A 26544-nucleotide genomic window follows, 5' to 3' on the forward strand; every position below is an offset into this window, starting at 1 on the left:
ATTATACCAAAAAACACGGCATTTCACCGTGTTTCTGTGTTTATTTCACCAACTTCTTCATCTCATCAATACGTGCTACGGTCGCGTCGTATTTAGCTTGGTAGTCGGCTTGTTTGTCGCGTTCTTTTTGGACGACTTCTGGTTTGGCGTTGGCTACGAAGCGTTCGTTAGAGAGTTTCTTACCAACCATGTCCAGTTCTTTTTGCCATTTAGCCAGTTCCTTGTCGAGACGAGCTAGTTCTTCTTCGACATTGAGGAGGTCAGCCAGTGGCAAGTAGATTTCTGCTCCTGTGATGACGCTTGACATAGCCAGTTCAGGCGCAGGGATGGTTGATGCGATTTCCAAGTGTTCTGGATTCGTGAAGCGTTTGATGTAGTTGACATTGCTGTTAAAGAAGGCTTCCAAGTCGCTATCGCCTGTTTTAACAAGAATCGTGATTGGCTTGCTTGGGGCAACGTTCACTTCAGCACGCGCATTACGAACGGCGCGGATCAAGTCTTTGAGGCTTTCGACACCTGTGTGAGCCGCAAGGTCTTCAAAGGCTGGGTTGACAGTTGGGTATGCTGCTGTGACGATAGAACCTTCTGAGATTTGCCCAAAGATTTCCTCAGTCACGAATGGCATGATTGGGTGGAGGAGACGAAGGATCTTATCCAAAGTGTAAAGGAGAACAGAACGTGTGATGACCTTCTCTTCTTCGTTGTCACTATAAAGGACTTCCTTGGTCAATTCAACATACCAGTCCGCAAACTCATCCCAGATGAAGTTGTAGAGGATGTGTCCAGCGACACCAAACTCAAACTTATCAAAGTTTTCAGTGACTTTACCGATGGTTTCATTGAGGTTGTGGAGAATCCAGCGGTCTGTAACGTTGCCAGCTTCCTTGTTTACAACTTTTTCCACATTGGCCGTTGCTTGCTCAAGGGTCAAGCCTTCATTGTTCATAAGAATGTAGCGTGAGATGTTCCAGATCTTGTTAATGAAGTTCCATGAAGCATCCATTTTCTCGTAAGAGAAACGCACGTCTTGCCCTGGCGCAGAACCGTTTGAAAGGAACCAACGAAGGGCATCGGCACCGTACTTCTCGATAACATCCATTGGGTCAATCCCGTTACCGAGAGACTTCGACATCTTGCGTCCTTGCTCGTCACGAATGAGACCGTGAATAAGAACGTTTTGGAATGGCTGACGGCCAGTGAATTCCAAGGATTGGAAGATCATACGAGACACCCAGAAGAAGATGATGTCGTAACCTGTTACCAAGGTTGAAGTTGGGAAGTAACGTTTGAAGTCTGCTGAGTCGACATCAGGCCAGCCCATCGTTGAGAATGGCCAAAGAGCAGAGCTGAACCAAGTATCCAAGACGTCTTCGTCCTGAGTCCATCCGTCACCTTCAGGGGCTTCTTCACCGACGTACATTTCACCCTCAGCATTGTACCAAGCAGGGATTTGGTGACCCCACCAGAGCTGACGAGAGATAACCCAGTCATGGACATTTTCCATCCATTGGAGGAAGGTATCGTTGAAACGAGGTGGGTAGAATTCTACCTTGTCCTCTGTGTCTTGGTTGGCAATAGCATTTTTCGCCAATTGGTCCATCTTGACAAACCACTGAGTAGACAAGCGTGGTTCAACCACAACACCTGTACGCTCTGAGTGACCAACACTGTGAACACGTTTTTCGATTTTAACAAGGGCACCGATTTCTTCCAGTTTCTTGACAACAGCTTTGCGAGCTTCAAAACGATCCATACCTGCAAATTCGAAGGCCAAGTCATTCATGGTTCCGTCGTCGTTCATCACGTTGACTTGTGGCAAGTTGTGGCGTTGACCAACCAAGAAGTCGTTTGGATCGTGGGCAGGTGTGATTTTCACGACACCAGTACCAAACTCAGGATCTGCGTGTTCGTCCCCAACGATTGGGAGCAATTTATTAGCTATTGGAAGGACTACGTTTTGACCAATCAAGTCCTTGTAGCGTGGGTCTTCTGGATTGACCGCAACGGCAACGTCTCCAAACATAGTCTCAGGACGAGTTGTCGCAACTTCAAGGGCGCGTGAACCATCTTCCAGCATGTAGTTCATGTGGTAGAAGGCACCTTCGACATCCTTGTGGATAACCTCGATATCAGAAAGGGCTGTGCGAGCTGCTGGGTCCCAGTTGATGATAAACTCACCACGGTAGATCCAGCCTTTCTTGTAAAGCTCAACAAAAACCTTGCGAACAGCTTTAGAGAGGCCTTCGTCAAGGGTGAAACGCTCACGAGAGTAGTCTACAGAGAGCCCCATCTTGCCCCATTGTTCCTTGATAGTCGTGGCATACTCGTCTTTCCATTCCCAGACCTTATCGAGGAATTTTTCACGACCGAGGTCATAACGGCTAATCCCTTCACCACGCAAGCGCTCCTCAACCTTAGCCTGAGTGGCAATCCCCGCGTGGTCCATCCCTGGAAGCCAAAGGGTATCGAAACCTTGCATGCGTTTTTGACGGATGATGATATCCTGCAAGGTTGTGTCCCAAGCGTGACCAAGGTGGAGTTTACCAGTTACATTTGGTGGTGGAATAACGATTGAATAAGGCTTGGCCTTTTGATCGCCTGAAGGCTTGAAAACATCCGCATCAAGCCATTTTTGGTAACGACCAGCCTCAACTTCGGCTGGATTGTATTTAGGTGAAAGTTCTTTAGACATGTGTGTTCTCCTTTTTGGAAATATTTTTAATGCAACTAATATGGGCGATATATTTTTCTTCCTCGTCATTGGTGTTTAGAAAAATTTTGAATTCTACACTCATCATTAATACTAATATCATAAATGTAACAAGATAATTTTTCAAATCTATTGTTTCATGAGGGATTATCCAATATAACAATCCATCTATACTATAGTGCATAGATAAGCATAGCAATATAATACATATTAAGTTACGAATTCGCTTTTGTTTAAATTTTTTTGTAATTTTAGAAATATAGAATATAATTCCTACCATAAAATATGATGATAGAGAAAGTATTATAATTTGTGGTAAATCATTTATTTTAAAAAGAATTAAGAGAGAATTGGAGATAGCACCGATAATAAGAATAAAGTATATAAAACTATTAAAAACATCAACTTTTATTTCACGTTTTGATCTTTCCCAATCATATTTCAAGAGTATCTCGAGATATTTAGTTAATATTTTTACGCTTCGATTGGAATAATCAAAGTTATCAATTAACTCCCAGATATGGCCATCATTCATGTAAAAGTTATATCTATCTTCTTTAGAGATATATCTGCCATACGGATTTAATTGAGTTTCAAGTCTACTTAAAGCATTTTTTCGATTATTTCCACCTAATAAATCAACTATAATTGACTTAATTTCTATCCTCCACTCTGAACGCTCCTTAGTTATAAAATCAAGTTTATTCTTTTTGCTACTATTTATGAACGTCAAAAATGCACTTAGGACAGCTCCTATACCAGCTCCACTGATCAGAGTAATAATCTGGCTTGTTTCCAATTTTTCACCTCGCTTTCGAAATTCTTTAATAAATCCCAACTGTTCAAATTTTTTCGAACAGTTTAACTAATAGTTTTGTTCCTCCCACTCACTCTTCAGCAAGCCATATATCAGACTGTCACAGCGGTTGCCCTGGGCATCTTTGCGATCCCTTATGCGAGCTTCGAGGGTGAATCCAAGCTTCTCTGCGACTCGTTGACTTTGGACATTGTAGCCAAAGCAGACCAGTTCAATCTTGTGAAGGCCTAAATCTTTAAAAGCTAAATCAATCAAGGCACTCGCCGCTTCGGGCACATAACCTCGACCCCAGTAGTCTGGGTGCAAGGTATAGCCAATCTCAAGAACATCATCTTCATGGCGGTGATTGAAGTCAACAGAACCAATGACTTTATCGGTTCCTTTGACGACAATGCCGTAACCAGCTGGGAGATTTTCCTTTTGATTGCGCTCGGGAAGGATATGCTCGAGATAATAAATCTCATCTTCCAAGGTCTTGACGGGTGGAAAGCCTGCTGGATAGGCAACTTCTGGCAGACTAGCGTAGGCATGGATATCCTCGGCATCAGCTACTGTACGGATTCGCAAGACAAGTCGCTCGATCTCTATTCGTTCTGGTAATTGTGCTTGCTCCATCTTCCTACCTCGCTTTCTACAAAAAATCGCCCCTGCCATCTACATGACAGGGACGAATGTGTTATCCGCGGTACCACCCAATTTCGGGCAGACGCCCGCAACTCTTGCCTTTGAAGGATATACAAAGACACTTTTATTTCATTTTAATCATCAGCAACTAGTTTTGACACATTTGTGGACTTCTCAGCACCGCCACTTCCTGTAAAATGTGGGATTCAAAACACCTCTGATGGCTTTATTGTAACAAGTTTTTCACGGAAATGCAAGGATCAAGAAAAATTACTTGAACTTGATACCATTTTCTTTCAATTTCTTGATGGTAGCTGGGCCGATTCCTTTCAAGGCAAGGAGTTCTTTTTCAGTCCAGTTTTTGAAATCTGACGCAGACTTGATGCCTTCATCATAGAAAGTCTTAGCGCGATCTACTGAGAGGCCACCCAAAGTAGCTGCGAAATCTTCAACTGAATTCGCCACTTTTTGAGCTTGTTCCTTGGTTGCTTCTACTGCTTGTTCCACTTTTTTAGAGACAACTTTTCCTGCTTGGCTGGCAGATTTTTCTGCATGTTTCACGACTTTCTTGGTCTCTTCAACAACCTTAGTCACAGTATTTGAAAAGGCACCTGAGCGACGAAGGCTATTTCGCAATTGTTTTTTACGTTGGAGTTTCTTTGACATGATAAAATCCTTTCAATAAAAAATCCCTGCTCTGACAAGGATTTAATAAAGATATTCTATCAAGATTTTGGAAAAAAATCAAGAAAGTATCACTATTTTAATAATTTCGCTCACCAAACAAGCCCTCTGGCAAATCATGGAATCCCTTGCCTGCCTTGAAGTTTTCAAACTTACCAAGCAAGAACTGGTAGGCATCCAAGCGACTCTCGTAGCGAATCATGGCATCTTTGGCACGCTCGTCTTGATCTTCCTCGTAGACCTTTTGACTTTCCTTGTGCGCCATGTCGTTGATCATAATCTGGGTATTGACCCAAGCTTCAAATTCCTTCATAAATTCCTGTTCGTAACTCATTGATTCTCCTTATTCTAATCCACGGAAATAGTCCGTATCAATCTCACGGTAGGGCTGGATATCCTGAACATACTCCAACACCCCTTGGAATTCTCCGTCTTCATCGTGTACCGCGGCATAGGTTATGTGGACAAACTTGCCTCGCGACTCCGACTTGAACCACATTTCATACTTGTCCTTGACCCCTTCACGAAGACCTTGCATGACGGCTTTGACTTTCTCCAAATATTTTGGAGGATGACATAATTCGACGTTGCGCCCGACTTGGGACGGTGTCCGTTTGAAAATCATCTCATCAGCTGGCGTATTGTCATTGTAATACTGGAAAATATCGTCTTTATTGACAAAGGTAATCTCCATAGGGAGATGATTGAGGATGAGGTTGGCCTGCTCGACGGAGAGATAGCCATTGCCAAAAGCCTGTTGACTATGGCGGTCCAGCACTGCTTCCTTTTCCTTAGGGGTAAAGGTAATGGTAAACTGACCTTCTGGTGTATCGATAACTTGTTGCACTTGGCCTTCAGCCGTGTCTAGCTGCACGGCCTCCTCTGCACTCTTTTCCTCAACAAAACTCTGGCGTTCTGGCACCCATTTCTCAGACGGACGGATGATGGCATAACCGTAAGCATCGCTCTCCTCCGCAATCTGAATCCAGTCATCCTGAGTAAAGGACTCGAGGAGAATCATGAGAAGAATGGACTCTTCTTTGAAAATCATGCTCTCAAACTCTGTCGCAAAAGCTTCAAAATCTTCTTTTACACTGCTAATCGACACTTCTGGCAGTGACTTGGCTGTCGTTAGTGCCGTTTGAAAGAGTTCCCTGATCTGGTCATCCACTCCCCACATGACTTTTGGAGGTGAATCGTGTCCATAGCGCTCCATGATAGGAAAGAAGAGCTCTTCCTTGCGCTGATAGTGGAGGTCAAATTGCCCCAAAAGCCCCATTTGACGGACCAAGCCCTTGCGCATCTCTGCCAGCATTTCCTCGTCTTCCATAGACTCATAGGTATCTAATAGTCTCCGAATGCGAATCAAGGCAGCACGAAGAGCCAGATTTTCATCCTTGAAGACGCGAACGGGGTGGCCAGGATGCTCGGTATCCTCTACTTCAACACCCTTAACAGCGTTTTTAAAAAGATTGGCATGGACATCACAGAGCTCCATAACATCTTCAAAAGTAACACCTGAGTCTGAGTTCATCAGCTCGTGCTCCATGAGGGAAATCTCGATGGCTGACACACCTGTAAAGGTCGCATCAAAACGCTCCTGAACTGACTCAGGAGAGGCGCCATTGTGCAATTCTAACAAAATATCCCGTAGGATATGAATCCGTTCATCTGCCATTAGTCTAGTCCAATCACTTCGTAACCATTCGCTTCCAGTGTGCGGACAATCTTGTCCATAGGAGTTCCTTCAAGCTTAGAACCCTGTTTGAGCGATACCTTGCGACCGACTGTGTTGCGCATCAAGGGATTGGCTAGTGGTTTAAAACCTAGCTCCACTAAAATTTCTAAGACTTCTGGATGCTTGTCCACCACTTCTGCAACGGGAATTGACACATCGATGATATTGTCCATGACGACCTCCATTGTATATTCTAAAATGATTCTGCTTGTTATATTATACCATAAGGACGATTAGCATACACCAAAAAAGAGGGGTACCCCTCTTTTCTAGTTCTTATCCAGATTGCGTAGCATCTCGTCAATCTTGTTTCCATATTCGATGGATTCGTCTTTGACGAAAGTCAAATCTGGGATTTTGTACAATTTCAAATTGCGACCAAGTTCACGTTTGATGGTACCAGTTGCTTTCTCAAGCCCGATTTGAGCTTTTTGATTATCCGAAGCAAGGTTACTCAAAATGGTGTAGTAAACCTTGGCAACAGACAAGTCACCTAGCATCTGAACATCTGTGATGGTCACACCTTGGACACGCGGATCACGGACTTTCTTTTGCAAAATCTCATTGACTTCACGCTTGATTTCCATGCCCACACGATCCGTACGGAAATGATTTGCCATGATATTCCTTTCTCTACTTTGAACCAAAAGCTAGGCCAGCAGACCTAGCTATTTTCTAATAGATAGAGGAACTAGAGCCATTTGAATCTAGGAAACAAGCCTTTGATAGAACTAAAGTTCATCAAGGCGCTGTTGACAACGAGTCAAATGAGCTATCGTTTCTCTATTATCTCTTGATTTCTTCCATGATATATGCCTCAATCACATCATCCATCTTGATGTCATTGTAGCCATCAATCATCAATCCACCTTCACGACCGTTTGTAACTTCTTTCACATCGTCTTTGTAGTGTTTCAAGCTTGCGAGTTCGCCGTCATAGATAACGACACCGTCACGGATGACACGGACTTTAGAATCACGGGTAACCTTACCACTCATAACCATAAATCCACCGATGGTTCCCACTTTAGATACCTTGAAGGTTTCACGGATAACTGCTTCACCGATAACTTTTTCTTCAAATTCTGGATCAAGCATCCCTTTCATGGCTTCTTCCATCTCTTCGATAACCTTGTAGATAATGCTGTGGAGACGGATTTCTACATCGTCAGCTTCGGCTTGTTGACGCGCTTGTGGTGTAGGGCGTACGTTAAAACCAACGATAAAGGCATTGGAAGCTTCTGCAAGAGTCACATCAGACTCGTTGATGGCACCGACTGCTGAGTGAACTATGGTAACTTTTACACCTTCTACGTCAATTTTTTGAAGTGAGGCAGAAAGGGCTTCAACCGAACCTTGTACGTCGGCCTTGATGATAACGTTGACTGACTTGAGTTCACCAGCTTTAAGCGTATCAAAGAGGTTTTCAAGGCTAACACGTTGGGTAGCTTGACGTTGTTTCATGAGCGCGCGTTTGGCACGTTCTTCACCTGCTGCACGCGCAGATTTTTCATCTTCGTAAACGGCAAAGTGGTCACCCGCCATTGGTGCTTCGTTCAAACCTGTGATAGAAACTGGCGTTGATGGTCCAGCAACCTTGACACGACGACCAAGGTCATTGGTCATGGCACGGACACGACCGAAGGTATTTCCGACAACAATTGGATCTTGAACATTCAAGGTACCTTGTTGGACAAGAAGGGTTGCAACCGCACCTTTTCCTTTATCCAAGCGAGCTTCGATAACCGTACCGATAGCACGCACTGTTGGGTCTGCCTTGAGTTCTTGGATTTCAGCCACAAGAAGGACTGTTTCCAAGAGTTCATCGATGTTTTGGTTGAATTTAGCTGAGATTTCGACAAATTCAGAATCTCCACCCCAAGCTGTTGACATAACCCCATGCTCTGCCAATTCACCGATAACACGTTCTGGGTTGGCACCTGGTTTATCAATCTTGTTGATAGCTACAATGATTGGAACGTTGGCAGCTTTTGAGTGGTTGATGGCTTCGATAGTCTGAGGCATAACCCCGTCGTCGGCCGCTACAACCAAGATAGTAATATCGGTAACAGATGCACCACGCGCACGCATCGATGTAAAGGCCGCGTGTCCTGGTGTATCAAGGAAGGTAATCTTCTTGCCGTTTTCAACGATTTGGTAGGCACCGATATGCTGAGTGATACCACCTGCTTCTCCTGTTGCAACACGAGAGTTACGAAGGGTATCCAAGAGGGTTGTTTTACCATGGTCAACGTGTCCCATGATGGTTACAACTGGTGGACGCTCAACCAGTTCATCTTCATTAAGATAACCATCTTCGACGAAGAAGCGCTCGATGTCGGCATTGTCCACTTCAACCTTTTGTTTGGCTTCGATACCATAATCTACCAATAGGAGTTCAATGGTGTCACCATCCAAAGATTGGTTTTGTGTGGCCATCACACCCATCATAAAGAGTTTCTTAACGATTTCAGCTGGTTCACGTTTGATACGTTTTGCGATTTCCGCAACAGTCATACCATCTGTATACTCAAATTCTGTTGGCAATTCATGGAATTTACGCTCTGTAACAGGTTTTGGAGCCTGGTTACGGTTGTTTTGCTTGTTGCCTTTTTTATTTTTCTTGTTGTTATTCCAGTTACTATTTCTTTGATTTCTCACTTGATTTTGACTACTTCGATTCTTTTGTTGTTTTCTAGGACCATCTTCTTCGTGATCATAATCGTCACGTTCTTTGTCTGGTCGAGCTTGTTTTTTACGACGTGTATCCACTGGCGCTTCCTTAGCTACAGGAGCTACTGTTACGGCTGGCTGCGTTTGTTCAGCTAGCTTAGCAGCTTCTTCAAAGATTTCCTCTGGCTCCTTGCGTTTGTTAGCTTGAGCCAAGGCTTCTTTGGCAGCTTGCGATTGTTTGAAGCGCTCCTCGCTTGAGCGTGCGTATTCTGCATTTTGCTCTGCTTTTAGGGCTGCTGCACGGGCTTTAAAGTCAACACGTGGGCCAGCTGGTTTTGGCTGGAAGTCTTGCTGCTGACGGCGATCATTGCCACGATTTCCTTGACCTTGTGGTTTCTTCCCTTGGTCGTTAAAACGGCGATTGTCGCGGTTTCCTTGACCAGGTTTGCCACCATTACGGCCGTCGTTTTTCGGACGGTTGCTATTTTGTTGTTGGTCACGGTTGTTGCCCTTGTTTTGTTTGCTTCGCTCTGCCTGCTCTTTGGCACGCGCCTCACGCTCCGCCTTGAAGTTTCGACTTTGTGGTCTTGCGGCCACTACTTTTTCTTCCTTAGGAGCTACAGGTGCAGCTGGTTTGCTTTCTTCCTTAGTGACAACTGGTTTAGTTGAAACAGGCTTTTCTGCTTTCTTTTCTACACTTACTTTTGGTGCTGCAGGTTTTGCTTCTGCTTTCGGAGCAGCAGGTTTAAAGCTAGCTGCGATTTGTTCAGCAGCAGCAGCTTCCACGCTCGATGAGTGGCTTTTTACATCCAAGCCCAACTCTTTTGCACGCGCTACAACTTCTTTACTTTCTTTTCCAAGTTCTTTTGCGATTTCGTACAATCTTTTCTTAGACAAATCATGTCCTCCTCTTCTATTCCATAAGAGACCTCATTTTCTTTGTAAATCCAGCATCTGTCACAGCCAAAACCTTTCGCGATTTTCCGACTGCTATGCTTAATTCCAGTGTTGAAAACACGGTTATAACTTCTACTTGATAATAGTCACTTTTATCTTGAATCTTCTTGGTCAGATTGGGACCAGCATCCTGTGCTAGAAAGACTAGCTTGGCTTTCTGGTCTTGGATGGCCTTGACCACCAATTCCTCACCTGATATGATCCGGCCTGCTCGCTGAGCAAGTCCCAAGAGATTGCTTATCTTTTGCTTATTCAAGTCCTAACTCTCTTCTTTTCACTTTGTGATCCACATAAGCGATCAACTCGTCATAAAAGCTTTCTTCCACTTCTATGCTAAAGCTGCGGTTAAAGACTTTCTTCTTTTTTGCCTCTAGGGCTTCTGCATTGTCTAGCTTGATATAAGCGCCACGGCCATTGGCCTTGCCTGTCGGATCGATAAAGATCTGTCCTTCCTTGTTCTTGACAATACGAAGCAAATCACGCTTATCAATCACTTGGTTGGATACAACAGACTTGCGCAAAGGGATTTTTCTTGTTTTCATCTTTCCCTCCTCTAGCAGCTTTTATTCTTCGATCAATTCATCCGCAACTGCGTAATCAACTTGACCTGCTTCTTCCATAGCTTCAAACTCACTGGCAGACTTGATATCGATACGGTAACCTGTCAAATGAGCTGCCAAGCGAACGTTTTGTCCACGACGACCGATGGCAAGAGAAAGCTTATTATCAGGTACAACGACCAAGGCACGTTTGCTGTCGTTTTCATCAAAGATAACTTGGTCAACCTCTGCAGGTGCGATAGCATTGTAGATAAACTCAGCTGGATCTGCTACCCACTCGATAACGTCTATGTTTTCTTCGACAGGAATCATGCGGTCGCTCTTGGCATCGTAACGAGCTGGATGGAATTTGCTGGTGATTTTCTTGATATTAGCACCACCACGTCCAACGATTGTCCCAATAGCGTCCACGTTTGGATTGTGGCTACGAACAGCAACCTTAGTACGGTCACCAGCTTCGCGGGCTACGCTCATGATTTCGACAGTTCCATCGTAGACTTCTGGAATTTCTTGCTCCATCAAGCGTTTGATCATTTCTGGATGGCTACGGCTAACAAATACGTTGACACCACGAGGATTGTCTTCAACCTTGTAGACATATACTTCGATACGGTCGTGGGAAGCAAAGACTTCTCCAGGGATTTGGTCTTGTTTGGACAATTGGGCTTCGATGCTGCCAAGATTGACATAGATGAAACGGTTGTCAAAACGTTCTACCGTACCAGACATGATTTCTTGTTCATGTTCCTTGTAAGTATTATAGGTGATAGCACGTGTTTGCTTGCGCATTTTTTCCATGATGGTTTGTTTGGCAGATTGGGCTGCTACACGACCAAACTCAGCTGGTGCTTCTTCAAACTTGATTTTGTCACCAAGCTCATAGGCTGAATTAATGGCAAGAGCATCTTTCAAGCTGATCTCCAAACGGCTATCAAATACTTCATCAACAACTTCACGGACAGTATAAACTGTAAAGTCACCTGTTTTTTCGTTGAAGTCAATAGCTACGCTGTCAGATTGACCATAGCGTCTGCGATAAGCGGAACGAAGCGACTCTACTACTGCGTCGATGATGTCTTCTTTTTTGATTCCCTTGTCTTCTTCCAAAATGCGGAAGGCCTCTAGCATTTCTTTACTCATGTTTTCTTCACTTTTGAATCCTCAAAAGCTATCCTTTCTTTTCTATAGTTTTACTGCTAAACGTGCTTTTGATACTAAACTGTATGGAATTTGGACTGTTTTCTTGCGAGTTTTATCCATATATTCCATTGTCAACTCATCCTCTTCAAAGGACAACAAGGTTCCTTCAAAAACCTTTTGCTTATCGATGGCTTGATAGAGCCCGACATGGATGTATTTCCCAACCGCTCCAGCGACAGCATCCTTGGTTTTCAAAGGGCGTTCCAAGCCTGGACTGGTGATTTCTAGGAAATATTGTTCTGGGAAGGGATCGGGCTTGATGGTGTCTAGGACAGGACTGATAATTTCTGTCAAGTCTGCCGTGTCGTTCAAGGTAATTCCTTCGGGTTTATCTACAAAAATGCTGAGAATCATGTCACTGCCAATCTTTCCATACTCGATATCCACGAGTTCGAAAGGCGCTTGGATGACAGGTTCTACAACTTCTCTGACTAATTCTACGATTGTTGCGATTATGTCCACCTCCTCATAAGCAAGAGGCGAAGATATTTCCCCGCCTCTCTTTCTCATATTCTTACTATCAGTATAGCACGTTTGTCAATTTATGTAAAGCATAAGCACTCAAACGGCTGGTATTCAAGCTATTTCTTAAAATTCTGCCTCAACTCGGTAGATCACTTGACCTTTGCTGGAGAATTTTTGCTCATATTCCGTCATGACATTGCCTTCAAAATCACTGGCATGTAAGTCCAACCAAACTCCGTTCAGTTTCATCCCATACTGAGAAAAACTCACTAGGCTGTACTCAAATAAGCCACGATTGTCTGTCTTGAAATGGATTTCCCCATTCTCAGGCAAGATACGCTTGAAGGTATCCAAGAAACTCTTGTAAGTCAAACGACGTTTTTCATGGCGTTTTTTAGGCCAAGGATCTGAAAAGTTTAGGTAGAGACGATCAATCTCGCCGTCTTCAAAGTAGTCAGTCAAATCCGAACCATCTACCCACAACAACTTGATATTGGGCACTCCAACTTCAAGCACCTTGTCCAAGGCATAACTCAATACCGACTTTTGAATGTCAATCCCGATGTAGTTGATGTCAGGGTTTTGCTTGGCCATTCCAGATACAAAGGCCCCTTTCCCACTCCCAACTTCTACATGAATGGGATGATCATTTCCAAACAAATCTCGCCATTTCCCTTTGGCTTCCAAGGGATTGAGGACAACATACTGGGGATTGGCCTCTAGTAACTCTGTCGCCCCTTTACGATTTCTAACTCTCATCTCTTCTTTCCATACTTGTCACGGAAGACACGCAAGGCATAAATCTCCCGGTTTACATTATCTAAATCTTGATTTACAAAGTATTTGGCAATCTGGTTCAAGTAAGAATACTGACCATACCAATACAATTTATCTAACACTGTCTGATTGTACTTATAGCCGTAGTCTCTCAACCATTGACGCCACTGATGATCTGGAATATAATGACACAACATATGCGCCACATCAAACATGCGATCCGTCAGGCGAACCGAATCCCAATCCACTAGATAAACGAGTCCACTCTCTGTCTCAATCCAATTACTATGGCGAAGATCCCCATGCACAATCGTTGCATGATCTTCCCTAAAGCCTGGAACCGTTCTGCGCAAATCATCAATCACCGAATTTAAGTACTGATGTCGTTTCAAGACTTCAGGCGCTTCTTGCTTCCAAGACTGCAACAAGTCTACTGGCGTCTCCATGGTATATCCTAAACGGCTCAACTGCTTCATCAAGGGACGTGAGCGGTGGAGACGCGTCAAGATATTGATGATCTGCTTGCGGTTCATGTCGTGCGGGGTCAAGATTTTGCCCGTCAACCATTCTTGGGCACACATATCACGACCGTCCGCTAAACGACGAGTCCATAGTAATTGAGGAGCGATTTGTTCTCTGGCTAGGCCAGGTAGGATTGGAGAGGTGTTCATTTTTACAAAGACGCGCTTCCCATCAGGGTAGCTTCCCATATAAGCCTTGCCACTCTTCCCAGGTATCGGGGTCAGCGTTAGCTCATTATCACCCAAGTCCATTTCTTTCCTCCGTATAAAGTTTCCTTACTATTCTACTAGTTTTTGGTCTATTCGTCAACCAATCTTTTCAGTTGGTAAGGTAAATAAAACAATTGTAGGAAGAAACTTGCTCCCACAAGAGCCAACAAGGCTATTTTTTCTTGAAAAACTACTACTCCGACTAGCAATTCCAACAAGAGAACGACACTACCCACACCGAGCACAATCTGTTTCAAGCCCTTCTCCTTTTCATCCTTTTCTAAAGGAAAGAGCTGGGTCAAGTACTGGTAGTCAAAAGCACGATAGAGAGCCAACAACTGGAAGAGCATAAGGTAATTAAACAGGACAACCACTGCCATCGCAATCCAGGACTGCTCGATAAAAATCACAGCTAACAAGGATAGGAGCAAGAGGCGAAGACTGAGAGCAAAGAGGTCTCCATTTCGCAGATAAGAGCGGAGATAGAGGTTTTGCCAGATCTTCCCAGGCACCTTTTGAACAGTCTTTAGGATGAAATCCAGATAAGCGCGACGCTTGACACTGTTTGAAACGCCCTTGACCTGAGTAAAGAGAGCAAAGAAACGAAGCAAGACTTGCTTGCGCTTGCTTTCTTGGACAATGACATAGTCCCAGTCAATTCCGTTCCCAGTAAAAAATTTACTAACTTTTTGACGAAAAATCAGGTATTTCCCAGTTCCCAATAAAAGCACATAGATGAGAAAAACTGGTAAGCCATAACCCATGGCTAAAAATAAGGGCGCAAATAAAAGCAAGAAAAGGGTTTGGACAAAGAGCCAAAAGACCAGTGAGCGCACCGTCTGCCCTTTGAGGTGGGACTTGACCTCCTCTTCACTGACTAAGAGAAAGAGTTTATCCGGTCCTTCCATGTAGGTCGCGATTCCTCCCCAAGCCAAAAGCAAGGCAGATACAATCCCCAAAAACAAGAGGATAGGCCAATGATTTTCAGGAAAATGTTGTAAGAGTTGACTGTACTGGTAAGCTAGAAAACCAATGAGAACCAGCAGGAACAAGACAAAGTGGTCATTGAGAACATAACGCAGATAACCGACACACTCCTTACGAAAAGCCTGCTTTCGCTTTAAAAACAAGTCTTTCATAGCTCCTCCTCTTTGGTCAGAGCCAAGTAAATATCATTCAAACTAGCCTCAGGCATGTTAAAGGCCTCGCGCAGTTGCTGGAGGTTCCCCTGAGCCCGCACCTCTCCCTTGTGGAGGATAACAAAGGCGTCACACATCTTTTCCGCCGAGTCCAGAACATGGGTACTCATGAGGATAGACTTGCCTTTTTGCTTTTCCACTTTCAAAAGCTGAATCAAGTCAGAAATAGCGAGTGGATCGAGGCCAAGAAAAGGCTCATCTACGATAAAGAGGCTCGGATCCACGACAAAGGCACAGATAATCATGACCTTCTGCTTCATCCCTTTAGAAAAATGCACTGGGAACCAGTCTAATTTTTGATCCAAACGAAACATTTTTAACAAAGATTCTACTCGCTCAAAAGCCACTTTTTGCTCAATACCATAGGCCATGGCAACCGTCTCGATATGCTCTCTGAGGGTCAATTCCTCATACAGTCTAGGCGTTTCTGGGATATAGCCAACCTGTTTGCGGTAGTTGGTTGCATCTTCTCGCAGGGTGAGACCATTAATCTTGATTTCCCCACTGTAAGGTGTCAACAGACCGATAATCTCATTAATTGTCGTTGATTTCCCAGCACCATTGAGACCAATCAAACCGACCAACTGCCCACTTTCAACTGTAAAGGACACATCTTTCAAGACAGGAACGTGAACATAGCCTCCTGTCAGGTTTTTAATTTCTAACATATTTTCTCCGAATCTGGTATAATGTAGCTATATTATATCAAAATTCAATACAGTAGAGGTGGATTTTATGTCAGATTGCATTTTTTGTAAGATCATCGCAGGGGATATTCCTGCTTCAAAAGTATACGAAGATGAGCAGGTTCTTGCCTTTCTTGATATCTCTCAAGTAACGCCTGGACACACCTTAGTCGTGCCAAAAGAGCACTACCGCAATCTCTTGGAGATGAATGCTGCGAGCGCCAGCCAACTCTTTGCACAAGTGCCAACAGTGGCTCAAAAAGTTATGAAGGCTACCAAGGCTGTCGGCATGAATATCATTGCCAATTGCGAGGAAGTCGCTGGTCAAACGGTCTTTCATACCCATGTGCACCTCGTACCTCGCTACGGTGCAGAAGATGACCTCAAGATTGACTTTATCGCTCACGAACCTGACTTTGACAAACTTGCCCAAGTCGCTGAAACCATTAGAAACGCTTAAGGAGTTGCCATGAAACTATCAAATCTACTGCTATTCGCAGGAGCTGCAGCTGGAAGTTATTTTGTCGTGAAAAATCGCCAGGCCATCACGGAGGAGTTTATAGACACTAGCGACCGTGTCGAGGCTATGAAGGAGGACTTGGATGTCATTCAAAACAGCCTGCAAATCATCGACCAACAAAAAGCCCTTATCAAGGAATACCAAAAAGATTTGACCTACAAGTTCAAAGTCTTGGAAAAGGATTTCCAAACCAGGATGGCAGTCCTCCAAGAAGAAAATCAAGGATAAGAGAGTCTCCAACTTTCCTTAAACTCTTTTTTGGATACTAGGTTCGAACAGAAAAAGGAGGGAATGAAAGTGAAACAGTTTTTAAAAGTTCTAGCGAAGGTCATCGCGATCCCTTGTGGTTGCCTCTGTCTGCTTGTAGTCCTGGCATTTCTACTACTGATGAATCTTTTCAAGGCCTCACCGAGTGACATCCAAAAAGGGAATGAATCCTTAAAACAAATCTTTATCTCTCTTGACATGCCTCCCGAGAAAGTAGAATCAAATGGACACTATCAATTTGAGGGTGGAGGCTTACATTTTTATGTTACTTTCTCAGATGAGGTCATCAATAGCCACCCCGTCCTAAAAGAAAGTCCAAAACTCTCCAAAAACCGACTCGAAGTCTATGTCCTCCAGACAGGAGAGATTTCCTACTATAAAGTAGGGGATAACTTGTTCAATCATGGCTTATTCCAATTTTTAGAGAAGGAAAGCGAGAAGTATCTCCAAGAAAAAGGAAAGAAATTTAATCCTAATTACTCAATTCTCTTTTGGAATGATCAGGAGATCCTAAAAAAGGGAATCACATTCTATGAAAAAGCTTTGACTTTGGTGGATATTCAGGATAATTCGGCAATCAACCACATTGATACCATCACCGTGAAATCTGGTAAAGAAGCAGAAATCAAGCAACTCATTCAGGAGATGGATGCGGCTGGCTTGCTCACTCAAAAGTACAAATAGCAAACCAGATGGAGAATGATTTTCCGATGCCTAAATTTCCCACAATACAAAAAAGAGCCCGACGGCTCTTTTTACTTTATTCTCCTTCAAAGGCATCTTTTATGTGGTCAAAGAAGCCTTTTTTCTTTGGATTGACTTTCAAGTCACCTGCAGCTGCGAACTCTTTAAGCGCTGCTTTCTGACGATCGTTCAAGCCTGTCGGAGTCACGACATTGACAGTCACGTATTGGTCACCAACAGCACCACCACGAAGGCTTGGCGCTCCCTTGCCACGTAGACGGAATTTCTTACCTGTCTGAGTTCCTTCTGGGATGACCAATTCAACATCACCATGCACGGTTGGAATTTCCACAGTATCACCAAGAGCAGCTTGGACAAAGTTGAGGTTCAGATTGTAGAAGATAGTCGTTCCTTCACGTTCAAACTTATCGCTTGCTTCTACAGAAACCACTACATACAAGTCTCCGTAAGGTCCACCGTTAAAGCCTGCTTCACCTTGACCCGCGAGACGGATTTGTTGGCCTGTTTCCACACCAGCAGGGATTTTCACATGTACGCTATGAGCTTGTTTTTCATGACCTGTTCCGTGACAAGTTGTACATGGATCCTTGATTTCTTTTCCGCGACCATGACAGACATCACAGGTTACTTGGCGACGCATCATACCAAGAGGAGTCTGCGTATCGACGTTAATGACACCAGCGCCATGACAGCGTCCACAAGTGACTGGACTTGTCCCTGGCTTAGCACCAGAGCCGTTACATGTACGACAGCTGGCTTCACGATTGTATTTAACCTCTTTTTCCGTTCCAAAGATAGCTTCTTCAAAGGTCAAGTTCACACGATACTGGAGGTCATCCCCTTGACGAGGAGCGTTTGGATTGCGCGAAGCTCCGCCTCCCCCGAAGAAACTTGAGAAAATATCCTCAAAACCACCGAAGCCACTTGCTCCGTCAAAGCCACCGAAACCGCCAGCACCACCAAAGCCACCGTTGGCACCCGCAGCCCCATATTGGTCGTAGGCTGCACGTTTTTGGTCGTCACTCAAAGTCTCATAGGCTTCTTGAACTTCCTTGTATTTTTCCTCAGCACCAGGCTCCTTGTTGATATCTGGGTGATATTTTTTGGAAAGCTTACGATAAGCCTTTTTGATCTCGTCTGCCGAAGCGTTTTTTGACACCCCCAGACGATCATAAAATTCAGTATTGTTCATAATTCAAGATACAAAGGGCGTCAAACGGACACAGCCAAAATAGGAGTTTTGACGACGGACGCTTGCGTCCTAGAAAAAACTATCTTTTTGGCATAGTCCGTAGCCCGTGTTCAGTTACTCGAACACCCTTATTCCTTTCTGTTAATATTACGGAACGAAACCACGATTTAGGTCGGGTTCAATTCCTTTCTTTCATTTTGAGTAAGAATTTATGGAACCCGTGTTCAGTTGCGAACACTCTTTGTTCCTTTCTATAATTTTCATGTAATCTTTAGAGGATATTTTCTATACTTTGCTTCACTTCATCAAACTCTTTGTCCGATAGAGTAAAAATCAAGTCCTCTTCTGAATATTCGTTCTGTTCTTTAAAATAGTTGTCAGCATTTTCTGCCAAACCTAGACCAAGTATCACTTTTCTTGCAAACTCTTGATGTGCAAAGCCAATAGCAGTAATGATATTTTTATCTTGCACAACCAGTTTGGGTTGGAAATTCTCACGTGGAAGAAATTCAAAATAGTCAAAAAAGTTTTGCCAAATCCCACCAGTAAATTTCGTGTCATTCAACAAGCTAGCTTTCGCTAACAATATGGGCGCAGAAGAAATTGCTGCAATTAAGATATCCTGCTTGCCGAGTCCCCTCAAAAACGAATTTAATTTTTCATCCTGTAGAGCAGGCCCTATATTTACCATTCCTGGCAAAATGACACAAGAATAATCTTCTAGACGTATTTGATTCAACGTCTTCGTCGGTTGGCAGGGCAAACCATCTTCAGAGACAATCATCGAATGATTTGAAGCGACATAATCAATCGTGATGTCAAAAGAAAGAGCTAAAGTACTTGTTAAAGTGGCTATCTCATAAAGAGAAAAATTAGGATAAATGACACAAAGTACTTTTTTCATACGCAACATCCTCTATTTTACCGAAAAACAGAGGCTGGGTTGCAACCTCTGGATTTCTTCTTATACTTACTAGTTCAAGTTTTAAAAATCAAACTAGTAATGCTGAATTGAGCACGCCCTAACCTCTTGGTGAAAAAGAGACGTAGCTGTTTTCGCTTTAGCGAATTACAGATATGGCTACCTTTAGGTGCAAATCTTCCTAGAAACTAAAGTTTCTGCGTCAGATTTCCTATTTTCACTGTGAGGTTTTAACGGGCTTTGCATCTTATTTTTCAGTAAACTCTCCGTCTACGACGTCATCGCCTGCGTTTCCTGTTGCTTGTGCGCCTTCTGCTCCTGCTTGAGCTTGTTGTGCTGCTGCGGCTTGTTCGTAGAGTTTAACAGCAAGGCCTTGAGCTTTTTCGTTCAATGCTTCGAGTTTCGCTTTCATTTCGTCCAAGTTGTTGTCTTCTTGCGCTTTCTTAAGGTCATCAAGGGCAGCTTGGGCAGCATCACGTTCTGCATCGAAGCCTTTACCTTCAGTTTCCTTGATAGTCTTTTCAGTCGCAAAGATTGCTTGGTCTACTTCGTTACGAAGGTCTACTTCTTCTTTACGTTTCTTATCTGCTTCAGCGTTTGCTTCTGCATCTTTCATCATGCGGTCGATTTCTTCGTCTGTCAAACCTGAGTTTGATTGGATAACAATTGTTTGTTCTTTTTGAGTTCCAAGGTCTTTAGCCTTAACAGACACAATACCGTTCTTGTCAATGTCAAATGTTACTTCGATTTGAGGAATTCCACGAGGTGCAGCTGGGATATCAGTCAATTGGAAGCGTCCAAGTGTCTTGTTGTCCGCAGCCATTGGGCGTTCACCTTGAAGAACGTGGATATCAACGGCTGGTTGGTTGTCTGCTGCTGTTGAGAAGACTTGTGATTTAGATGTTGGAATCGTAGTGTTGCGATCGATAAGTTTTGTAAATACACCACCCATTGTTTCGATACCAAGTGACAATGGTGTTACGTCAAGAAGGACAACGTCTTTAACATCACCAGTGATCACACCACCTTGGATCGCAGCACCCATGGCAACAACTTCGTCAGGGTTTACTGATTTGTTTGGTTCTTTACCAGTTTCAGCTTTCACAGCTTCTACAACGGCTGGGATACGAGTTGAACCACCAACAAGGATAACTTCGTCGATTTCTGACAAGCTCAAACCTGCATCTGAAAGGGCTTGACGAACTGGGACTTTTGTACGTTCTACAAGGTCACGAGTCAAATCGTCAAATTTCGCACGAGTCAAAGTCATTTCCAAGTGAAGAGGTCCAGCTTCACCCGCAGTGATGAATGGCAAGCTGATTTGTGTTGAAGTTACACCTGAAAGGTCTTTCTTAGCCTTTTCAGCTGCATCTTTCAAACGTTGCATTGCCATCTTGTCAGTAGACAAGTCAATACCATTTTCTTTCTTGAATTCTGCTACCAAGTGGTCGATGATTTTTTGGTCAAAGTCGTCACCACCGAGTTTGTTGTCCCCTGCAGTTGACAATACATCGAAGACACCGTCACCCAATTCAAGGATAGATACGTCGAATGTACCACCACCAAGGTCGAATACCAAGATTTTTTCTTCTTTGTCAGTCTTGTCCAAACCGTAAGCAAGGGCTGCTGCTGTTGGTTCGTTGACGATACGTTCTACTTCAAGACCAGCGATTTTACCAGCATCCTTAGTTGCTTGACGTTGAGCATCGTTAAAGTAAGCTGGAACTGTAATAACTGCTTTAGTTACTTTTTCACCAAGGTAATCTTCAGCGTAGCCTTTCAAGTATTGAAGAATCATAGCTGAGATTTCTTGTGGAGTGTATTCTTTACCGTTAGCAGAAACTTTTTCAGAAGTTCCCATCTTAGATTTGATAGAGATAACTGTATCTGGGTTTGTTACCGCTTGGCGTTTTGCAGCGTCACCAACGATGATTTCACCATTTTTGAATGATACTACAGATGGAGTTGTACGGTTTCCTTCTGGGTTTGCGATGATTTTTGATTCAGTTCCTTCAAGAACTGCAACTGCTGAGTTTGTTGTACCTAAGTCAATACCGATAATTTTAGACATGTGTTTTTCTCCTTAAAGTTTAATTCGAATTTTGATTTTTTGATATTCCCCTTAAGTGGTGGGGACGTGAGCAACTCCCTACGGGATTTCATCACTTATTTTTAAGCCTATTGTCTCAAAAATCCCCTGTTTCAGTAGCAAAAGCTACTGAAACTTTCACCACGGCGGGAAATATCTTCCTTGCAAGCCTCCGGCTTGCTTTTTATCCTTCTTCATAGTTTATTGTCGTTTCGGACAAGTTTCCTAGTATGTTACGACATGAGGAGTCGAAATCGATATTATTTCGACGACGAGTTAGTAAGGAGGCTAGGCAAACGCCATAGCGATTGCCGTTTTCTGACGAGTTGCTTTAGCTACCGTCAGAATTGCCTAGTTGTACACTACTACCATGGCTGGGCGTAGGATGCGGTCATGGAGTTTGTAGCCTTTTTGGAAGACTTGAGCTATAGTGTCTGCGGGGTGTTCATCGTCTGCTGGGAGAGTTTGGATGGCCATGTGATAGTTATGGTCAAATTCGCCATCAGCTGCGATTTCTTCGATTCCTTCATCTTTCAAAGCATGAATCAAGCTTTCTTGCACCATCTCCAATCCTTTTTTGACGTCGTCTGTCAAACCTTCAACGGCAAGGGCACGTTCTAGGTTGTCGAGCGATGGTAAGATTGCTTTTGCCAAGTCTTGACTGCGATAGCGTTGCAAGTTTTGACGCTCTTCATTGGCACGACGTTGGATATTTTGCATTTCAGCGTGTGCTCGTAGATATTTATTTTCAAATTCTTCGGCACGTTCATTTGCCAAGTCCAAGTCGGACTTTTCAGGAGTTGCTTCTTCTGTCGTTTCAACAACTTCCTCTTCTTTTACTTCTTCGTTTTTTATTTCCTCAGACATTTTTCGCCTCCTTTTTAGGAATTTATGTAATTTCATATTCAACTCACCTCATAATGATTACTACTCAAATATCGGTAGAAATCTGTGAGTTTCATAGTTAAGACTCGATTGACCACATTGACCTGGTTGATTAGTTGCTGGTAGTCCAGATTGACTGGACCGATAATCGCCAGAATTCCAAAACCACGATAAGGGATAAGGAATTTACTGCTAATCACTGCTAGATCAGCTAGACAGGATTCTTGACTATCTGCAACACGGACATTTTGCATCTGATCTTCATGCAGACCTTCACGAATCTCCAGAGCTACCTTTTGCGGTTGGTCAAAGAACTGATAGGCTGCTAGATTGGCAAAATTCAAGAGATTGACCTTGCCCGCCACTACAATGTTTTCGTTGAACATTTCTTTAAAAATGTGTTCAAAGAGATCCATGACATTGTCCGTTGTTGTGAAGTAACGCTGGATAATCTGCGGAATCTCCGTCCGAATCTTGTAGTGAATATCTAGAACAGTGTGACCGAGGAAACGTTCCTGAATGATGTTCTTCAGTTTCAGCAAATCTTCTTGCAAGAAATTCCTTGGAATTAAAAACTGACTGGTAACCGTTCGAGACTCGTCTAGGGTGAAAACTGCAAGAGCAGTATGTTGTCCTAGAACGACAATATCGAAAGCCGTCAGGCGCTGTCTACTTGGCTCAACATCCAGAGCCACTACCGTACAGCCACTCAGGTCTGTTAGTAAATTAGCAGCCTCTTGCAAAATATCCTCCAGTTTGAAGAACTCCTGATCAAAGACTTTAACAATCTCATAAACCTCATTTTCAGCCAGTCGGTCAAAATCCAGTGAGTGTTTCACATAGTACTGAAAACCAGCAACACTTGGCATCCGACCACTCGAAGTATGAGCCTTCTCAAGCAAACCTTGCTTTTCTAGAGCCGCCATATCATTACGAATGGTTGCACTACTAGAGTTGATAGACTCTTGTAAGGCTTTAGATCCGACAGGTTCGTGCGTTTTGGTAAAGATGTCAATAATCAGATTTAAAATATCCTGCTGACGCTCTGTAACCATCTCATCACTCCCCTCTGTCAGATTGATTAGCACTCGATACACCCAAGTGCTAACTTATAATTCTATTATACACCCTTAAAAGAGAATGTCAAGACAAAAACTCAAAAAATTAGCACTCTTTTATCAAGAGTGCTAAAAATCAGTCTAAAGACCTAGAAACTTACCTTCCATCTACTCGATATTTCCTTCTAAGCCTGAAAAAACCATAGAATAGATAAGAAATTATAAAGGCATATAGAGCAAAAATGACGAAGAAAGATTGCGACAGTTCTTCTCGAAACAAACTCATACAAACAACAAGACCACCCGAGAAAGCAGCTGTACACGAACGAAGTCTATACCGCATAACTTCCCACCTGAGAGTCTTACTCATATAGACTTGATCCTCCGGAAGTAAATCAGAAGACGATTTACGAAGAATTGAACAAGAACCTGCTTCTATCAGTTCCCAATCTCTATTTCTAAAATCTTGCAGTTCATGCTTATACTTTTTAAGAAATCTAGAATCATAGATACAGTAGATGATATCGTCCGGTTGACATTGGTCAAAATAGAAAAAAACCAAACGACTAGTTCTATACCTCCAACCTTTCAAATGCATCTCATGTAAATATTCTTCTTCCTTGTCCAAATCAAGAATGGTGAAAATTCGAAATTGCTTTTTATTTATCATGACTTCCCCTCCAATTTTGAGCATACCTACCCTATCATAAATCTGATAATTCCTTCTTTTTATGTCATAACTTCCAGCTAATGTAGACAACTATTAACAGAAGGATTAAAGACAAGAAAATATCTATCCCAACCACAAGAAATTTCCATAGATCAAACGTATTACTTCTACTAAGCAATATAAATAGGAATGGTATATGTATGGCTAGCAAAAGCAAACTAGGTACTAGTCGCAGTCTTAAAATTCGATTAACCATATCCAACTTGTTAGTAGCATCGTTATAAATTTCAAACTCTGCATCCGATTCAATTTCAGAATGTGCTTTTCTAAAATAGGAAAAACTATTAAAGTCTGTAATATGCTCCCAGCCACAGTCTTTAAATAGTTGTAAATAGGAAGCTCTCTCTGATTTTTCCATTGGGTAAAAATCCAACTGATAAGACACTTGCTCAGGCTGACATTTTTCAAAGGTATACTTAACTACAAACAATAAGATAGAATAGCTCACTTTTCTAAGTTTCCAACCCTTATAATGCATTTCCCCTAGAAAAACTGCCTCCCTCTCATAATCCGCAATTGTAACAAGTCGATAAACAATTTTATTTTCCATCATAGTTCCTCTTGACTGTTTCTGTAGAGCCGTTCAATACGCTTCAATTCAATATCTAAGACTTTGCGTCCCAAGTCTGTTATCCGATAGATTTTACGTTTTTCTTCTTCTCGGACAAAGGAAATCAAACCATCCTTTTCCATTTTTGACAAGGTTCCATACATAGTTCCAGGACTAATCAAGACTTGCGAATCTGTCATCTCCTTGACCTTTTGCGTAATACTATAACCATGACGTTCCTTTTGCAGACAGAACAAGATATAAAAGCCCGTTTCCGTCATCGGAAGATAAACTCGACGAATCTTATCCGTTAGTTCCATTTATAACCACCTCCTATTCAGTTCGATATATCGCATCTCGTTATATAAAATATATCACACCTCGATATAAAAAGCAAGAAAAAAAGACCGCCCTCAGGCAATCTTTCTTCTATATTAGTAAAGATCTAAATAGTTATCAACTTCCCATTGTGACACAAAGGTTGCATAACTAGCCCACTCGATACGCTTAGCTTCAAGGAAACTAGTGTAGATGTGGTCACCCAGGGCAGCCTTGACTACTTCATCCTCAGTCAAAGCTTTCAAAGCGTTGTGAAGAGTTGATGGAAGGTCTGTAATGCCAGCTTCCTTACGCTCTTCAGCTGTCATGATGTAAATGTTTTCTTCGATAGGAGCTGGTGCTTCGATTTTGTTTTCAATACCGTGCAAACCAACTTCCAATAGAACCGCCATAGCGATGTATGGATTTGCCATTGGGTCTACCGAGCGCAACTCAAGACGAGTTCCCATACCACGTGAAGCCGGTACACGAACTAGTGGCGAACGGTTACGACCAGCCCAGGCAATGTAAACAGGCGCTTCATAACCTGGAACCAAACGTTTGTATGAGTTAACCGTTGGGTTCATAATAGCAGTATAGTTATAGGCATGCTTGATCAAACCGCCAAGGAAATGGTAGGCCGTTTCTGACAACTGCATTCCTTTTGGATCATTTGGATCAAAGAAGGCATTATTCCCATCTGCATCAAACAAGGACATATTACAGTGCATACCTGATCCAGCAATACCAAATTTTGGTTTCGCCATAAAGGTTGCGTAAAGCCCGTGTTTGCGAGCAATGGTTTTAACAACGAGCTTAAAAATTTGAATCTTATCACAGGCACGGAGGACTTCATCATACTTAAAGTCAATTTCATGTTGACCAACCGCAACCTCATGGTGACTTGCTTCTACTTCAAATCCCATCTTAGTCAAGACATTCACAATCTCACGACGTGTATTGTCCGCAAGGTCAGTAGGCGCCAAATCAAAGTAGCCACCTTTGTCATTTACTTCAAGTGTTGGGTCACCATTTTCATCCAACTTAAATAGGAAGAATTCTGGTTCTGGACCAAGATTGAAGGATTTGAATCCTACTTCCTCCATGTGACGAAGTGCACGTTTGAGATTACCACGAGGGTCACCTGCAAATGGTTCACCTTCTGTTGTATAGACATCACAGATCAAACCTGCAACACTTCCATTTTCATCTCCCCAAGGGAAGACTGTCCATGTATCCAAGTCTGGGTACAAGTACATATCTGACTCATTGATACGTACAAAACCTTCAATAGAAGATCCATCAAACATGGCTTTGTTTGACAAGACCTTGTCTAACTGTTCATCTGTAGCAGGAATTTCGACGTTTTTCATAGTTCCCAGAATATCTGAAAACATGAGACGGATAAAGGTAACATTTTTTTCCTTGACTTCACGACGAATATCTGCAGCTGTGATTGGCATGAGTTTTCTCCTTAATTTTTGACT

General features: G+C 43.0%; 29 protein-coding genes. 3 read left to right on the forward strand and 26 right to left on the reverse strand.

Translation table 11 applies throughout. The features are described 5' to 3' along the window. Positions 1 to 40: 40 nt before the first annotated feature. From B7708_RS05250 to B7708_RS05330, 17 genes are all read right to left on the reverse strand, one after another. Positions 41 to 2692, reverse strand: a complete 2652-nt coding sequence (locus B7708_RS05250; protein WP_084974280.1) for a valine--tRNA ligase — start codon at positions 2690 to 2692, stop codon at positions 41 to 43. Further along, on the reverse strand, positions 2685 to 3548 hold the full coding sequence (locus tag B7708_RS05255) for a hypothetical protein (protein WP_142358272.1): 864 nt from the start codon (positions 3546 to 3548) through the stop codon (positions 2685 to 2687). The genes B7708_RS05250 and B7708_RS05255 overlap by 8 nt, the downstream gene beginning before the upstream one ends. Positions 3549 to 3575: 27 nt before the next feature. Further along, positions 3576 to 4142 carry a GNAT family N-acetyltransferase gene (locus tag B7708_RS05260; protein ID WP_142358273.1) on the reverse strand — a complete coding sequence of 189 codons (567 nt, stop codon included), beginning with the start codon at positions 4140 to 4142 and terminating at the stop codon, positions 3576 to 3578. A gap of 279 nt (positions 4143 to 4421) precedes the next feature. Next, on the reverse strand, positions 4422 to 4817 hold the full coding sequence (locus B7708_RS05265) for a helix-hairpin-helix domain-containing protein (RefSeq protein WP_084974286.1): 396 nt from the start codon (positions 4815 to 4817) through the stop codon (positions 4422 to 4424). 97 nt (positions 4818 to 4914) lie between these two features. Continuing rightward, positions 4915 to 5169 carry a DUF1912 family protein gene (locus B7708_RS05270; RefSeq protein ID WP_000119707.1) on the reverse strand — a complete coding sequence of 85 codons (255 nt, stop codon included), beginning with the start codon at positions 5167 to 5169 and terminating at the stop codon, positions 4915 to 4917. A gap of 9 nt (positions 5170 to 5178) precedes the next feature. Beyond that, entirely contained in the window at positions 5179 to 6513 is a 1335-nt protein-coding gene (locus tag B7708_RS05275) for a DUF438 domain-containing protein (protein ID WP_084974288.1), read from the reverse strand. Next, entirely contained in the window at positions 6513 to 6746 is a 234-nt protein-coding gene (locus B7708_RS05280) for a DUF1858 domain-containing protein (protein WP_000368739.1), read from the reverse strand. Before B7708_RS05280 ends, B7708_RS05275 begins: the two co-directional genes overlap by 1 nt. 96 nt (positions 6747 to 6842) lie before the next feature. After that, positions 6843 to 7193, reverse strand: coding sequence for a 30S ribosome-binding factor RbfA (rbfA, locus tag B7708_RS05285; RefSeq protein ID WP_001273601.1), 351 nt, complete (start codon positions 7191 to 7193; stop codon positions 6843 to 6845). Between the two features lie 166 nt (positions 7194 to 7359). Then, positions 7360 to 10143: a translation initiation factor IF-2 gene (infB, locus tag B7708_RS05290; RefSeq protein ID WP_084974290.1), complete on the reverse strand. Its 2784-nt coding sequence runs from the start codon at positions 10141 to 10143 to the stop codon at positions 7360 to 7362. 16 nt (positions 10144 to 10159) lie between these two features. Further along, a complete protein-coding gene (locus tag B7708_RS05295; RefSeq protein WP_001041399.1) occupies positions 10160 to 10459 on the reverse strand; it encodes a YlxQ-related RNA-binding protein in 300 nt (99 codons plus the stop codon). Beyond that, positions 10452 to 10745, reverse strand: coding sequence for an RNase P modulator RnpM (gene rnpM / locus B7708_RS05300; protein ID WP_084974293.1), 294 nt, complete (start codon positions 10743 to 10745; stop codon positions 10452 to 10454). The genes B7708_RS05295 and rnpM overlap by 8 nt, the downstream gene beginning before the upstream one ends. Before the next feature lie 21 nt (positions 10746 to 10766). Continuing rightward, on the reverse strand, positions 10767 to 11903 hold the full coding sequence (gene nusA, locus B7708_RS05305) for a transcription termination factor NusA (RefSeq protein WP_000032280.1): 1137 nt from the start codon (positions 11901 to 11903) through the stop codon (positions 10767 to 10769). Between the two features lie 42 nt (positions 11904 to 11945). Continuing rightward, the gene (gene rimP / locus B7708_RS05310; protein ID WP_081103669.1) at positions 11946 to 12425 is read right to left on the reverse strand and encodes a ribosome maturation factor RimP; all 480 of its coding nucleotides are present in this window, start codon (positions 12423 to 12425) and stop codon (positions 11946 to 11948) included. Between the two features lie 126 nt (positions 12426 to 12551). Continuing rightward, positions 12552 to 13187: a tRNA (guanosine(46)-N7)-methyltransferase TrmB gene (trmB, locus tag B7708_RS05315; RefSeq protein WP_001266088.1), complete on the reverse strand. Its 636-nt coding sequence runs from the start codon at positions 13185 to 13187 to the stop codon at positions 12552 to 12554. After that, on the reverse strand, positions 13184 to 13978 hold the full coding sequence (ccrZ, locus tag B7708_RS05320; RefSeq protein WP_084974295.1) for a cell cycle regulator CcrZ: 795 nt from the start codon (positions 13976 to 13978) through the stop codon (positions 13184 to 13186). The genes trmB and ccrZ overlap by 4 nt, the downstream gene beginning before the upstream one ends. Positions 13979 to 14025: 47 nt before the next feature. Continuing rightward, positions 14026 to 15075 (reverse strand): ABC transporter permease, encoded by a 1050-nt coding sequence (locus B7708_RS05325; RefSeq protein ID WP_084974297.1) that lies wholly within the window; start codon positions 15073 to 15075, stop codon positions 14026 to 14028. Continuing rightward, positions 15072 to 15803 carry an ABC transporter ATP-binding protein gene (locus B7708_RS05330; RefSeq protein ID WP_084974299.1) on the reverse strand — a complete coding sequence of 244 codons (732 nt, stop codon included), beginning with the start codon at positions 15801 to 15803 and terminating at the stop codon, positions 15072 to 15074. The genes B7708_RS05325 and B7708_RS05330 overlap by 4 nt, the downstream gene beginning before the upstream one ends. A 67-nt stretch (positions 15804 to 15870) precedes the next feature. Here B7708_RS05330 and B7708_RS05335 point away from each other — a divergent pair, with 67 nt between their 5' ends. From B7708_RS05335 to B7708_RS05345, 3 genes are all read left to right on the forward strand, one after another. Continuing rightward, positions 15871 to 16281 (forward strand): HIT family protein, encoded by a 411-nt coding sequence (locus B7708_RS05335; RefSeq protein ID WP_061417930.1) that lies wholly within the window; start codon positions 15871 to 15873, stop codon positions 16279 to 16281. A gap of 9 nt (positions 16282 to 16290) precedes the next feature. Next, on the forward strand, positions 16291 to 16569 hold the full coding sequence (locus B7708_RS05340; protein WP_084974301.1) for a hypothetical protein: 279 nt from the start codon (positions 16291 to 16293) through the stop codon (positions 16567 to 16569). A gap of 63 nt (positions 16570 to 16632) precedes the next feature. Continuing rightward, on the forward strand, positions 16633 to 17292 hold the full coding sequence (locus tag B7708_RS05345; protein WP_084974303.1) for a hypothetical protein: 660 nt from the start codon (positions 16633 to 16635) through the stop codon (positions 17290 to 17292). A gap of 76 nt (positions 17293 to 17368) precedes the next feature. Here B7708_RS05345 and dnaJ read toward each other — a convergent pair whose 3' ends face one another. From dnaJ to glnA, 9 genes are all read right to left on the reverse strand, one after another. Further along, the gene (gene dnaJ, locus B7708_RS05350; RefSeq protein ID WP_001066318.1) at positions 17369 to 18505 is read right to left on the reverse strand and encodes a molecular chaperone DnaJ; all 1137 of its coding nucleotides are present in this window, start codon (positions 18503 to 18505) and stop codon (positions 17369 to 17371) included. Between the two features lie 271 nt (positions 18506 to 18776). Next, positions 18777 to 19409, reverse strand: a complete 633-nt coding sequence (locus tag B7708_RS05355; RefSeq protein ID WP_084974306.1) for a DJ-1/PfpI family protein — start codon at positions 19407 to 19409, stop codon at positions 18777 to 18779. Positions 19410 to 19674: 265 nt separating this feature from the next. After that, on the reverse strand, positions 19675 to 21498 hold the full coding sequence (gene dnaK, locus B7708_RS05360; protein ID WP_000034667.1) for a molecular chaperone DnaK: 1824 nt from the start codon (positions 21496 to 21498) through the stop codon (positions 19675 to 19677). A gap of 369 nt (positions 21499 to 21867) precedes the next feature. Next, complete coding sequence (grpE, locus tag B7708_RS05365) at positions 21868 to 22383, reverse strand: nucleotide exchange factor GrpE (RefSeq protein WP_084974307.1); 516 nt, start codon at positions 22381 to 22383, stop codon at positions 21868 to 21870. 38 nt (positions 22384 to 22421) lie between these two features. Next, entirely contained in the window at positions 22422 to 23456 is a 1035-nt protein-coding gene (gene hrcA / locus B7708_RS05370) for a heat-inducible transcriptional repressor HrcA (RefSeq protein WP_084974309.1), read from the reverse strand. Between the two features lie 160 nt (positions 23457 to 23616). Beyond that, positions 23617 to 24129 (reverse strand): DUF2812 domain-containing protein, encoded by a 513-nt coding sequence (locus B7708_RS05375; RefSeq protein WP_084974311.1) that lies wholly within the window; start codon positions 24127 to 24129, stop codon positions 23617 to 23619. 64 nt (positions 24130 to 24193) lie between these two features. After that, positions 24194 to 24739: a DUF2812 domain-containing protein gene (locus tag B7708_RS05380; protein ID WP_084974767.1), complete on the reverse strand. Its 546-nt coding sequence runs from the start codon at positions 24737 to 24739 to the stop codon at positions 24194 to 24196. Further along, positions 24739 to 25059 (reverse strand): PadR family transcriptional regulator, encoded by a 321-nt coding sequence (locus tag B7708_RS05385; RefSeq protein WP_084974313.1) that lies wholly within the window; start codon positions 25057 to 25059, stop codon positions 24739 to 24741. Before B7708_RS05385 ends, B7708_RS05380 begins: the two co-directional genes overlap by 1 nt. A 114-nt stretch (positions 25060 to 25173) precedes the next feature. Further along, positions 25174 to 26520: a type I glutamate--ammonia ligase gene (glnA, locus tag B7708_RS05390; protein ID WP_084974315.1), complete on the reverse strand. Its 1347-nt coding sequence runs from the start codon at positions 26518 to 26520 to the stop codon at positions 25174 to 25176. Between the last annotated feature and the right edge of the window lie 24 nt (positions 26521 to 26544).

This window comes from Streptococcus oralis subsp. dentisani, from assembly GCF_002096615.1.
Classification (GTDB): Bacteria; Bacillota; Bacilli; order Lactobacillales; family Streptococcaceae; genus Streptococcus; species Streptococcus oralis_U.

What these genes read in the sequence shown, in the direction of transcription:
- hrcA (WP_084974309.1), bottom strand. Translation starts at nt 23,456, where the DNA reads ATGGTTACAGAGCGTCAGCAGGATATTTTAAATCTGATTATTGACATC.
- B7708_RS05325 (WP_084974297.1), bottom strand. Translation starts at nt 15,075, where the DNA reads ATGAAAGACTTGTTTTTAAAGCGAAAGCAGGCTTTTCGTAAGGAGTGT.
- glnA (WP_084974315.1), bottom strand. Translation starts at nt 26,520, where the DNA reads ATGCCAATCACAGCTGCAGATATTCGTCGTGAAGTCAAGGAAAAAAAT.
- B7708_RS05355 (WP_084974306.1), bottom strand. Translation starts at nt 19,409, where the DNA reads ATGAAAAAAGTACTTTGTGTCATTTATCCTAATTTTTCTCTTTATGAG.
- B7708_RS05335 (WP_061417930.1), top strand. Translation starts at nt 15,871, where the DNA reads ATGTCAGATTGCATTTTTTGTAAGATCATCGCAGGGGATATTCCTGCT.
- nusA (WP_000032280.1), bottom strand. Translation starts at nt 11,903, where the DNA reads ATGAGTAAAGAAATGCTAGAGGCCTTCCGCATTTTGGAAGAAGACAAG.
- B7708_RS05265 (WP_084974286.1), bottom strand. Translation starts at nt 4,817, where the DNA reads ATGTCAAAGAAACTCCAACGTAAAAAACAATTGCGAAATAGCCTTCGT.
- B7708_RS05375 (WP_084974311.1), bottom strand. Translation starts at nt 24,129, where the DNA reads ATGATAAATAAAAAGCAATTTCGAATTTTCACCATTCTTGATTTGGAC.
- B7708_RS05270 (WP_000119707.1), bottom strand. Translation starts at nt 5,169, where the DNA reads ATGAGTTACGAACAGGAATTTATGAAGGAATTTGAAGCTTGGGTCAAT.
- B7708_RS05380 (WP_084974767.1), bottom strand. Translation starts at nt 24,739, where the DNA reads ATGGAAAATAAAATTGTTTATCGACTTGTTACAATTGCGGATTATGAG.
- B7708_RS05330 (WP_084974299.1), bottom strand. Translation starts at nt 15,803, where the DNA reads ATGTTAGAAATTAAAAACCTGACAGGAGGCTATGTTCACGTTCCTGTC.
- ccrZ (WP_084974295.1), bottom strand. Translation starts at nt 13,978, where the DNA reads ATGGACTTGGGTGATAATGAGCTAACGCTGACCCCGATACCTGGGAAG.
- rnpM (WP_084974293.1), bottom strand. Translation starts at nt 10,745, where the DNA reads ATGAAAACAAGAAAAATCCCTTTGCGCAAGTCTGTTGTATCCAACCAA.
- dnaJ (WP_001066318.1), bottom strand. Translation starts at nt 18,505, where the DNA reads ATGAACAATACTGAATTTTATGATCGTCTGGGGGTGTCAAAAAACGCT.
- B7708_RS05280 (WP_000368739.1), bottom strand. Translation starts at nt 6,746, where the DNA reads ATGGACAATATCATCGATGTGTCAATTCCCGTTGCAGAAGTGGTGGAC.
- trmB (WP_001266088.1), bottom strand. Translation starts at nt 13,187, where the DNA reads ATGAGAGTTAGAAATCGTAAAGGGGCGACAGAGTTACTAGAGGCCAAT.
- B7708_RS05385 (WP_084974313.1), bottom strand. Translation starts at nt 25,059, where the DNA reads ATGGAACTAACGGATAAGATTCGTCGAGTTTATCTTCCGATGACGGAA.
- B7708_RS05260 (WP_142358273.1), bottom strand. Translation starts at nt 4,142, where the DNA reads ATGGAGCAAGCACAATTACCAGAACGAATAGAGATCGAGCGACTTGTC.
- B7708_RS05340 (WP_084974301.1), top strand. Translation starts at nt 16,291, where the DNA reads ATGAAACTATCAAATCTACTGCTATTCGCAGGAGCTGCAGCTGGAAGT.
- dnaK (WP_000034667.1), bottom strand. Translation starts at nt 21,498, where the DNA reads ATGTCTAAAATTATCGGTATTGACTTAGGTACAACAAACTCAGCAGTT.
- rbfA (WP_001273601.1), bottom strand. Translation starts at nt 7,193, where the DNA reads ATGGCAAATCATTTCCGTACGGATCGTGTGGGCATGGAAATCAAGCGT.
- B7708_RS05275 (WP_084974288.1), bottom strand. Translation starts at nt 6,513, where the DNA reads ATGGCAGATGAACGGATTCATATCCTACGGGATATTTTGTTAGAATTG.
- grpE (WP_084974307.1), bottom strand. Translation starts at nt 22,383, where the DNA reads ATGTCTGAGGAAATAAAAAACGAAGAAGTAAAAGAAGAGGAAGTTGTT.
- B7708_RS05345 (WP_084974303.1), top strand. Translation starts at nt 16,633, where the DNA reads ATGAAAGTGAAACAGTTTTTAAAAGTTCTAGCGAAGGTCATCGCGATC.
- B7708_RS05250 (WP_084974280.1), bottom strand. Translation starts at nt 2,692, where the DNA reads ATGTCTAAAGAACTTTCACCTAAATACAATCCAGCCGAAGTTGAGGCT.